Genomic DNA, 9,867 nt, shown 5'->3' with positions numbered 1-9,867 from the left:
TCAATATTTTTGATCTTGCTCTCTAACACGTTCTTCGTTTGTTTTTCACTAACGCCGTGTCAGTGGATGCGCATTATAGGCACTTAAAAAATTCCTGCAAGTGTTTATTGCTATTTTTTTTCTGTTTGTGTTTTATTTGCTCAATTTAATTGTTGTATAGACAATTATCGTAAAATAAATAAACATTAATAAGTTTATTAAAAAATAATTTATTACTTTAATATTAGTTTATTAACTTGAACAGGAATTAATATCCTCGTATTATCTGATAATAATAGAAAGCTTAATAAGATATTGGGTTAAACAATGAAGAAGTTTGTATTATTAACTACTGGTCTACTTTTTACGTTCAATAGTTATGCTGATGAAATGGTATTTGATTGTCCTGAAGTGGTTTATATTGATTCAGTTGTATTAGAGCATAATCGTCCTTTACCTTTTAATATCGATGTGAATGCTTTTACTAAACCAAAAGCACATCTAACTAGCATTAATCTTTATAATAATGATAAACCCATACCCTCTGAAAACAAGGGCAATAAAAACTATCATTGGAAAGATTTGAATTCTTATAATCAGGGATTTAATGATTGGATTTACTTCGTTTGCCAGTATGAAAATAGTATTCAATTAACCAAAAAAGCTATTTATGTTTCTGATTGCAAAGCACTTACTGTGCCGTCAAATAATAACAAATATCTCATAAGCGCTGAATTTCAATGCGAATAATTGAGGATTAGCGACTTCCCCCAATAAAAAATTTAGCTTTATCTTTGAAGATAAATTTTATTGCATTAGCTATAACAATACTAATAGATAATGTTAATACTAAAAAGCTAATTGCACCTAATGATGCGAGTTGACCATTATCAGTTTTAATGACATCTCCTATAGCTGAACTAATCACTTGCTGCTCAAGTTCTAATACGATAATTTCATGTATAAAATAAATTGGAAAGCTGATATTAGCCATGTAAGAGAAAAATTTATAAACTCGACCATCGTTGTTTTTATGATTTAGTGGATCCAATAAATAGAGCGCTAATATGAATAAAATAATTTTTTGCAATGTATCAAAATAAAGATTTTCAATACCCAATTGGCTAATATATCGATAAGCAAAGGGCACAAAAAAGCATAAACAGAAAAAGGATATAAACAAAAATAGGTTATCTTTCACTGCCTTCATAATAGTTTGATAATTTTGCTTAATCATCATACCAATTAGATAAACCGGACCATAATGCAATAAATTTAAAATAGGCTGAGTAAAATCAGGTTTGGTAAAAATCACGACCCAAAACATAGACATTAAACCAGCAACAATTAAATTTTTATGTGACCACATATACAATAAAGGAGCCATTAAATAAATAATAATAATCATTGGCATAAACCATAACGGTAATAACTGTGTTCCAGTCAACATCATTTTAGTTATTGTGCTTAATATGCTAGGCTCTGTTGATGAAATCCACGGTAAATCAGATAAATATTGATAATGAAAAAACAGAAAACAAAAAATAGAGACTGAAATATATGGGCATACTACTGTTTTAAATTTCGATAAATAGTAAGTTTTAGTATTAAATTTATAAGTCAAATGTTGAAATAAAAATCCGGCAATGAGTACAAAAAATGTTGTGAAATTAAAGGCAAATAGATTTAAAAAAGAAAATAAGTAACTGTTTGCAATTAAATTACTATTTTTAAACACACCTAAACAGTGGCTAAAAACAATCATGATAATAGCAACACCACGTAAAACGTGGATTGAGTGAATTTTTTGTGATTTTGCAGATTCCATCTTAAATATCGAAATTCTACGTTTAGGAAATTGCTATACATTAGCACATATTCACTTAACTATAATTAAATTTGTAAAAAATAATAATCAAAATAAAACTTGACAGTATTTGATTCAAATTTTTTAGTTTATTTGAATATGGTTCTAGTATTATTTCATCAATTTTTTAGCTGCATAAGAACAGATAGGAATAATTTCACGTTGTTCTTGTTGCAATTTGGTCACAACCAAATTTAATAATTTATCTGCAATCCCTTTGCCACGATATTCAGGATCAATATAAGTATGATTAATTGTTGCTTTATTTTGACCAACTCTAGTAAACGTCATTTCTGCTATTTGCTTATTGTTAGCATCACAAACATAGAAACGCTCATGATCTTCTAAATAATTTAATGCCATTATTTATCTCCCCTGTTCAATAATTAATTACTTATAATTGATAATAATAATGAAATGAAACTTTATTGAAGCATTTATCAATGCTAATGACTAAAGCGGTGCATAAACCAGTTAATTTGCACTTTTGTAAAGACTATTATTTAAGAATAACGAACTAACTTAATTTTATCAGCTGATAACAAAGAACTTCAATGAAAAAAGTGAATACTTATTTGGTTAAATTATTACCAATAAGCATTCACCTAAATTGTTTTATTTTCATAACACTATTAATCGTGCGGGATCAAACTCACCGCTAGAAAAGACGTTTTGCTGTATTATAAAGATCCATATCAAATGGTCGTTTCATATTGTTAATTGCATCAATAATATCATGATGAACTAACTTACCATTTTGCACACCGACACTTCTACCTGCATGCCCTTCTAGAAGTAATTGAACGGCATATGCACCCATACGTGAGCCAAGTATACGATCATAAGGAACAGGACTTCCACCACGTTGCACATGTCCTAAAACAGTAGCACGAGTTTCATGATCTACCGCATCTTCAATGTCTTTAGCTAGCTGATTAACATCACACATATGCTCAGTGACAGTGACAATGGCATGTCTCTTACCTTTAGCAAAGCCTAATTTAATTTCTTCAATCAAATCTTCTTTAGTATAAGAAACCTCAGGAATGATCATGAACTCACACCCGCCAGCTACCGCTGCATTTAAGGTTAGATCACCACAATCGCGCCCCATGATTTCAATAACTGAAATTCGATGATGTGATGAACAAGTGTCACGCAGTCTATCAATAGCTTCAACCGCTGTACTTAACGCAGTGAAATAACCAATAGTATAATCAGTACCACGAATATCGTTATCGATAGTACCCGGTAAACCGATACATGGAAAACCTTCTTCGGTTAAACGCATGGCGCCCATATAAGAACCATCACCACCAATAACTACTAATGCATCAATACCGTGTTTTTTTAAATTCTCGATACCTTTTTTTCTAACTTCTTTATCTTTAAACTCAGGAAATCTAGCCGAACCCAAGAAAGTACCGCCACGAGTGATAATATCGGAAACACTATAACGATCAAGTTGAGATATGCGATCCTCACACAGCCCTAAATAACCATCATAAACACCATAAACATCTAAACCTTCTGTTAACGCAGTTCTAACTACTCCTCGAATAGCAGCATTCATTCCCGGAGCATCACCACCACTCGTTAAAATACCTATTTTTTTTATCATACAAAATAACTCCAACTAATTAAATTTTAACTATTATAGAGTTTAAACAGATATCTAACAATAGATGATAAAAGCTATTTTGCTGAAATTGTCTACTGCATCATTTCGATAGGTACAACAGAAATAGGATCTTGATGGATAATAACAGTTGCCGGTGAGAACTCTTCTGAAATACGTTTTTCAACACTATCGGCAATAGCATGGGCTTGAATTAAAGGCATATCATCATCTAGCTCAAGATGTAATTGAATAAATTTTAATGGTCCGGCTTGTCTGGTTTTAAGATCATGAAAACCACGCACATCGGGATAGGCAGCAATAATTTCAGCAATTTTGGCATTATCACTATCCGGTAAAGCGCGATCAAGTAAATCTTGAATAGCATTATAAGCTATTTGATAAGCGCTATAGCAAATATATAAAGCAATAAAGAAAGCAAAAAAAGCATCAGCATAAGCCACGCCATACCAACTTAAAGCTAAGGCAAATATGACAGCAATATTCATTAACATATCTGAAGAATAATGCAACATATCAGCTTCAATTGCTTTACTTCTTGTCAATTTTATGACGTACTTTTGATATAAGACTAAAAATGCAGTTATGACAGTCGATATAATTGAGATAATGATACCGAGTAAAGGAACCTGAATTTCACTAGGCGAAATAACTGATTTTACACTCGACAACAATACAATTGTTGCCGACCCTATAATAAAAGTACTTTGTGCTAAAGCAGCTAGTGATTCAGCTTTACCATGTCCAAAAGTATGATCATCATCTGCCGGCTTTAACGCATAACGAACCAAAAAAAAATTCAATCCTGAAGCAAGCAAATCAATACTTGAATCTAATAAAGATGCCAACAAACTTATTGATCCTGTAAGCCAACAAGTTAGCAGTTTTATTATGATCAAAACAATAGAAATTAAAACAGCACTAAGTGTCGCGCGTTTTACTAACTTTTCATACAAATGTGAATTTGACATTTGATACCTATTGATAGCATTCAATACCTGATGGTAGAACAAGTTGCTGTGCAACTTCAGCGGCTTTTTTACGACCGAGTAAAACATCAATAATTTTTAGCGCAAAATCAATCGATGTGGCAGGACCTTGACTGGTAATCACGTTATTTTTTTGATCAAAATAAACTCTTTCATCTTTCCAAAGTTGAAAGGCATCTTTCGTTGTTGGGTACCCAGTCATATAAGCGTTAGGAAATAAATGATGATGCTGTAAAACCATTGCTGGTGAAGCACAGATTGCAGCAACGATATTTCCAGCTTGATGGGTTTGCTGTAGTTTTTCAATAAGCGCAGGACAATCACGAAAATTTTCTGCGCCTTTTAATCCACCAGGTAAAATAACAACATCAAAATTAAGTTCTTTAACTTCAAGCCAAGTTTTTTGAGCTAAAATAGTCACCCCTCTTGAGCAATGCACTTCTCTATCCTGCGAAATACTTGCGGTGGCAACATTAATACCCGCTCGGGTTAAAAGGTCAATTGTTGTTACAGCTTCTGTTTCTTCACAACCATTTGATAAACAGACCAAAGCTTGTTTTGTCACGATTACACTCCTTTATCACCTTACGTTGTATTTACAAGTATTTTAAGTTAAAAACTACTTAATTCTTTCAATATTAGCGCCTAATTTTCTAAGCTTATCTTCAATATTATCATAACCACGATCTATGTGATAAATACGATCAACCAATGTCGAACCTTCAGCAATACAACCGGCTAAAACCAAACTAGCTGAAGCGCGTAAATCAGTTGCCATAACTTGGGCACCACTTAGTTTATCAACTCCATGCGTGATTAAAGTGTTACCTTCAATCTCGGCTCTAGCGCCCATTCGAATGAGTTCAGGGACATGCATAAATCGATTTTCAAAAATTGTTTCTTTAATAATTCCTGTGCCTTGAGCAACCATATTAAGTAAAGAGAATTGAGCTTGCATATCAGTTGGAAACCCAGGATAAGGAGCAGTATGGATATTAACTGCATTAAGCTGTTTACCTTGCATATCTAGACAAATCCAGTCATCGCCAGTTTGGATATCAGCGCCCGCTTCTTTTAGTTTAGATAATACAGCATCGAGCAATTTTGGATCTGTTTTACGACAGGTAATTTTACCTTTTGATATCGCTGCTGCAACCAAAAAGGTACCGGTTTCGATGCGATCTGAAACCACTTCATGTACGCCGCCGCCTAATCGCTCTACGCCTTCTATCTCAATACGCACGGTACCAGCACCCGAGATTTTAGCACCTAACGTATTTAAAAATTTAGCCGTATCAACAATTTCAGGCTCACAGGCAGCATTTTCGATTATCGTTTTCCCTTCCGCTAATGTTGCTGCTGACATAATAGTCACAGTAGCACCAACACTAACTTTATCCATTACAATATGTGCGCCTTTTAATCGACCATCGACAGTTGCTTTAACATAACCCTCGTCAAGAGAAATTGTTGCCCCTAGTTGTTGCAAGCCAATAATATGTAAATCAACAGGTCGAGCACCAATAGCACATCCCCCAGGTAAAGATACTTGACCATGACCAAATCGAGCAACTAATGGGCCTAATGCCCAAATGGATGCGCGCATAGTTTTGACTAGCTCATAAGGTGCGCAATAATTATTAACTTGCCCTGCATCTAAATGAATCGAGCCATTGCGGGTACATTTCACACCTAACTGACTGAGTAATTCTAACGTTGTATCAATATCTTTTAACTTAGGAATATTTTGAATTTCGACGGGTTTTTCAGCTAAAATTGCAGCAAATAAAATAGGTAGGGCTGCATTTTTAGCCCCAGAAATCACAACTTCACCATTTAAAGAAGTTGGACCAGTAAGGTGAAACTTTTCCATTATAGACTCTTATTAGAATTAAATTGCCCGATATTATAAAAGTTATTTACTCATAGATAAATCAATTTATTGAAACCTTTTTTAAAACATCACCACTTGAATTTAATTAATCAAAATTATACTTTCTTTTTAGCTTTTATAGCATTGTATAAATTAGTATTAATCAGCAATTGACTCAAACAAATTAGCACTTTATAGTGAATCAACAGTAATTCGTGATTTATGTGTCACAGATTATAATGAAGAAATAAGATCTACTTATCAATATCTTTAGCTAATAAGAGATAAAATATGTTTGATTCAATCGCCAAAGCAGGAAAATATCTAGGCCAAGCAGCTAAACTTATGGTCGGTATTCCAGATTATGATACTTATGTTCAACATATGAAACTTACCCACCCAGAACAAACGCCTATGACTTATGAAGAGTTTTTTAAAGAAAGGCAAGATGCACGTTACGGTGGTAAAGGCGGATTCAAATGTTGCTAGTTGCTAAATAGTAAAGAATGAAGAAATGACAATACAAACCAGTTCCCCATCAATACCTGTCACTTTATTAACTGGATTTTTAGGTTCAGGTAAAACCACATTAATTAATCATTTGTTAGCACAGAATCCTAACGAAAAAATAATTATTATCGAAAATGAGTTTGGCCCGATAAACGTTGATAGCCATCTGCTAAATGTAACAACCGACATTAAAATTGTTGAAATGACTAATGGATGCATCTGTTGTACAGTACAAGGAGAGCTAACCGATGCCTTATACCAATTACACGATCAGCGCATAGCAGGAGAGTTATTATTTGATCGATTAATAATTGAAACAACTGGACTTGCCGATCCTGCACCAATTATTCAACTATTTTTTATTGATGATTTGATTCGTCAAAGCTTTCAACTTGATGCAATTATTACTTTAGTCGATGCCCAGCATATCTTACAGCATCTTGATGAGCATCGCGTCACGCTTTCACAAATTGGGTTTGCAGATCGCATTATTGTGACTAAAACTGACTGCATTAGTAATTCAGAAAAATTAAAAGTGATTAATCGAATTAACAACATCAACCATAAAGCCACAATCATTGAAGCCGTAAACGGGCAAATACCTAAATCGCAGTGGATTGATATACATGCTTTTGATCTAACGGATGATCTAAGTATTCATAAAGGCTATTTTGTCATTAATCCCGCCAAAAAATTTATGGCCGATTTCACTGTTCTGCCTCGACAAAAGCAAACTCAATCATGGAATGATGATATTTGTTCTTATCTTTTTGAAGCAGGTGAGCTTGATATCAAAAAAATTGGTTCTTTTATGGAAAATTTAGTCGAGCAATACGGCAATGACATGCTACGATACAAAGGTGTACTTGCTATCAAAAATAATCCACAACGCTTAATTGTTCAAGGTGTCCACAAAGTCGTTGGCTTTGATTATGGTTCACCCTGGCAAGATTCTGCAGAAAAACTATCACGTTTAGTCATAATTAGCCGAACTTTACCCTTTGAAGAATTAAACCAAGCTTTTTTGACAACCGTTGCCAGTTAAAAATAGCCAATTTTAACTTAGCTATATGGGATTATATATCCATATAGCTTAATAAATACTATGTCAACGATACCTAAGTTATCCTATTCTCGTCCTTGATTAGCCACATTTCACTTTAAATGTGATAATATAACATTAGTCAAAAATTGATAGGGCAAATAACATAATTTTATGGATTACGATATTGCAATTATTGGTCTAGGGCCTGCCGGTAGTACGTTGGCACGATTACTTAGTCCTTCATTTAAAATTATTGCATTAGACAAAAAAAACCAAACAGGTCATGATGGCTTTCATAAACCATGTGGTGGATTACTGGCAAATGATGCGCAAAAATCTTTTGTCAGACAAAAATTAAACATACCTGCTGACATTTTAACCGATCCACAAATATTTAGCGTTAAAACCATCGATTTGCAAACTCAACTAGTTCGTAATTATCAACGCAGTTATATCAGCTTTGATCGACATAAGTTTGATCTATGGCTAAAGTCACTCATTCCCGAAACCGTTACTGTTTTACATAATACGTTATGCAAAGAAGTAAGAAGAATCATTGATGGATACCAAGTCACTTATATTGATGAAAATAATAGAGAACAAAAATTCACTGCTCAATATGTTGTAGGTGCTGATGGCGCTAATTCCATTGTAAGGCGAATGCGTTACCCTAAACACTCCATCAGACAATATATCGCTATTCAGCAATGGTTTGCCGAAAAACATACTACACCTTTTTACTCTTGCATTTTTGACAACAATTTAACTAACTGTTATGCATGGAGTATGTCTAAAGATGGTTACTTTATTTTAGGTGGAGCCTTTGCGAAAAAAGAAGCAAATCAACATTTCGAAAAATTAAAACAAAAATTAACGCAACAAGGTTTTATTTTTAGTGATTTAGTCAAAACTGAAAAATGCCTCGTTATCTATCCAAATCGTTTACGTGATTTTTACACGGGTAATGAAAACATATTTTTAATCGGTGAAGCGGCTGGTTTTATTAGTGCAAGTTTTTTAGAAGGCATTAGCTATGCACTCGATAGCGCTGAGATTTTAAGTAAAATATTAAATAGCGGCCAAGCAAAACCCAATAAACTGTATTACCAAAAAACACTACTATTACGTCTAAAATTATACAGCAAAATTATCAAGGCCAAAATTTTAACCACGCCAATGTGGCGAAAATTAATAATGAAAAGTAAAATCCAACACATTGAAACCAATTAAATAATATAAAGTTTATTTTCAAAAATAATACAATCTTATAATAATGAAATATTAAAGGAATAGATGAATGGTAAATGTAAACGATTTAATTCGTTTTAATCACGAGTGGTCAGAAAAAATTGAGCAAGAAGATCCCGAATTTTTTAAACAACTTGCAATTGCCCAAAATCCTAAATTTTTATGGATCGGCTGTTCTGATAGCCGGGTTCCTGCCGAAAAACTGATTAAATTGCAGCCTGGTGAATTATTTGTCCATCGAAATGTAGGTAATTTAGTCATTCATACCGATCTCAATTGTTTATCTGTCGTCCAGTATGCCGTTGATGTACTTAAAATTGAAGATATTATTGTCTGTGGCCATTTAGGATGTGGAGGAATACGCTCAGCTGTTGAAAACCCAGATTTAGGTTTAATTAACAATTGGCTTTTACATATTCGAGATTTATGGTTTCGATATAGCTCACTTATTGGTGAATTTCCAGCGCATATTCGCCTAGATATCTTATGCGAACTCAACGTCATTGAGCAAGTTTATAATTTAGGTCACTCAACCATTATTCAATCGGCATGGCAGCGCGGTCAAAAAGTTAATTTGCACGGATGGGTTTATGGTATTGATAATGGTAAAATTACTGACTTACACATCACCTCGTCTAGCAGTGAAAATCTAGAAATTAATTATCGTGAAGCGATTTCTTATCTTTTAAACTTACACAAATCGCAATAATGGCAAAT

The 9,867-nt window shown here is 33.5% G+C and carries 11 protein-coding genes; 5 read left to right on the top strand and 6 right to left on the bottom strand.

Annotation, left to right across the window (positions count from 1 at the left end; translation table 11 throughout):
* Positions 1-306 precede the first annotated feature (306 nt).
* Positions 307-729, top strand: a complete 423-nt coding sequence (locus tag J3U63_RS12575) for an STY0301 family protein (protein ID WP_267333832.1) — start codon at positions 307-309, stop codon at positions 727-729.
* Positions 730-736: 7 nt separating this feature from the next.
* Here J3U63_RS12575 and J3U63_RS12570 read toward each other — a convergent pair whose 3' ends face one another.
* The 6 genes from J3U63_RS12570 to murA form a co-directional block, all read right to left on the bottom strand.
* Positions 737-1,807: an acyltransferase gene (locus tag J3U63_RS12570; RefSeq protein WP_267333833.1), complete on the bottom strand. Its 1,071-nt coding sequence runs from the start codon at positions 1,805-1,807 to the stop codon at positions 737-739.
* Between the two features lie 150 nt (positions 1,808-1,957).
* Entirely contained in the window at positions 1,958-2,209 is a 252-nt protein-coding gene (locus tag J3U63_RS12565) for a GNAT family N-acetyltransferase (RefSeq protein ID WP_065634940.1), read from the bottom strand.
* A 295-nt stretch (positions 2,210-2,504) separates the two neighbouring features.
* A complete protein-coding gene (pfkA, locus tag J3U63_RS12560; RefSeq protein ID WP_267333834.1) occupies positions 2,505-3,467 on the bottom strand; it encodes a 6-phosphofructokinase in 963 nt (320 codons plus the stop codon).
* Positions 3,468-3,559: 92 nt separating this feature from the next.
* Positions 3,560-4,456, bottom strand: coding sequence for a cation diffusion facilitator family transporter (locus tag J3U63_RS12555; protein ID WP_267333835.1), 897 nt, complete (start codon positions 4,454-4,456; stop codon positions 3,560-3,562).
* A gap of 7 nt (positions 4,457-4,463) precedes the next feature.
* Positions 4,464-5,039, bottom strand: a complete 576-nt coding sequence (gene yajL / locus J3U63_RS12550) for a protein deglycase YajL (protein ID WP_267344882.1) — start codon at positions 5,037-5,039, stop codon at positions 4,464-4,466.
* A 54-nt stretch (positions 5,040-5,093) separates the two neighbouring features.
* The gene (murA, locus tag J3U63_RS12545; protein ID WP_267333837.1) at positions 5,094-6,347 is read right to left on the bottom strand and encodes a UDP-N-acetylglucosamine 1-carboxyvinyltransferase; all 1,254 of its coding nucleotides are present in this window, start codon (positions 6,345-6,347) and stop codon (positions 5,094-5,096) included.
* Between the two features lie 291 nt (positions 6,348-6,638).
* Here murA and J3U63_RS12540 point away from each other — a divergent pair, with 291 nt between their 5' ends.
* From J3U63_RS12540 to can, 4 genes are all read left to right on the top strand, one after another.
* Complete coding sequence (locus J3U63_RS12540; RefSeq protein ID WP_065577812.1) at positions 6,639-6,836, top strand: YbdD/YjiX family protein; 198 nt, start codon at positions 6,639-6,641, stop codon at positions 6,834-6,836.
* A gap of 25 nt (positions 6,837-6,861) precedes the next feature.
* Positions 6,862-7,902 carry a CobW family GTP-binding protein gene (locus J3U63_RS12535; protein WP_267333838.1) on the top strand — a complete coding sequence of 347 codons (1,041 nt, stop codon included), beginning with the start codon at positions 6,862-6,864 and terminating at the stop codon, positions 7,900-7,902.
* Positions 7,903-8,073: 171 nt separating this feature from the next.
* Complete coding sequence (locus J3U63_RS12530) at positions 8,074-9,132, top strand: FAD-binding protein (protein WP_267371707.1); 1,059 nt, start codon at positions 8,074-8,076, stop codon at positions 9,130-9,132.
* A gap of 67 nt (positions 9,133-9,199) precedes the next feature.
* Positions 9,200-9,859 (top strand): carbonate dehydratase, encoded by a 660-nt coding sequence (gene can / locus J3U63_RS12525; protein WP_065634946.1) that lies wholly within the window; start codon positions 9,200-9,202, stop codon positions 9,857-9,859.
* The last annotated feature ends 8 nt before the right edge of the window (positions 9,860-9,867 follow it).

The sequence above is a fragment of the Gilliamella sp. B2838 genome (genome assembly GCF_026536185.1).
Taxonomy (GTDB): Bacteria; Pseudomonadota; Gammaproteobacteria; order Enterobacterales; family Orbaceae; genus Gilliamella.
This window is presented reverse-complemented; position numbering and strand designations above follow the sequence as displayed.

What these genes read in the sequence shown, in the direction of transcription:
- J3U63_RS12555 (WP_267333835.1), bottom strand. Translation starts at nt 4,456, where the DNA reads ATGTCAAATTCACATTTGTATGAAAAGTTAGTAAAACGCGCGACACTT.
- murA (WP_267333837.1), bottom strand. Translation starts at nt 6,347, where the DNA reads ATGGAAAAGTTTCACCTTACTGGTCCAACTTCTTTAAATGGTGAAGTT.
- can (WP_065634946.1), top strand. Translation starts at nt 9,200, where the DNA reads ATGGTAAATGTAAACGATTTAATTCGTTTTAATCACGAGTGGTCAGAA.
- pfkA (WP_267333834.1), bottom strand. Translation starts at nt 3,467, where the DNA reads ATGATAAAAAAAATAGGTATTTTAACGAGTGGTGGTGATGCTCCGGGA.
- J3U63_RS12540 (WP_065577812.1), top strand. Translation starts at nt 6,639, where the DNA reads ATGTTTGATTCAATCGCCAAAGCAGGAAAATATCTAGGCCAAGCAGCT.
- J3U63_RS12530 (WP_267371707.1), top strand. Translation starts at nt 8,074, where the DNA reads ATGGATTACGATATTGCAATTATTGGTCTAGGGCCTGCCGGTAGTACG.
- J3U63_RS12570 (WP_267333833.1), bottom strand. Translation starts at nt 1,807, where the DNA reads ATGGAATCTGCAAAATCACAAAAAATTCACTCAATCCACGTTTTACGT.
- J3U63_RS12575 (WP_267333832.1), top strand. Translation starts at nt 307, where the DNA reads ATGAAGAAGTTTGTATTATTAACTACTGGTCTACTTTTTACGTTCAAT.
- J3U63_RS12535 (WP_267333838.1), top strand. Translation starts at nt 6,862, where the DNA reads ATGACAATACAAACCAGTTCCCCATCAATACCTGTCACTTTATTAACT.
- J3U63_RS12565 (WP_065634940.1), bottom strand. Translation starts at nt 2,209, where the DNA reads ATGGCATTAAATTATTTAGAAGATCATGAGCGTTTCTATGTTTGTGAT.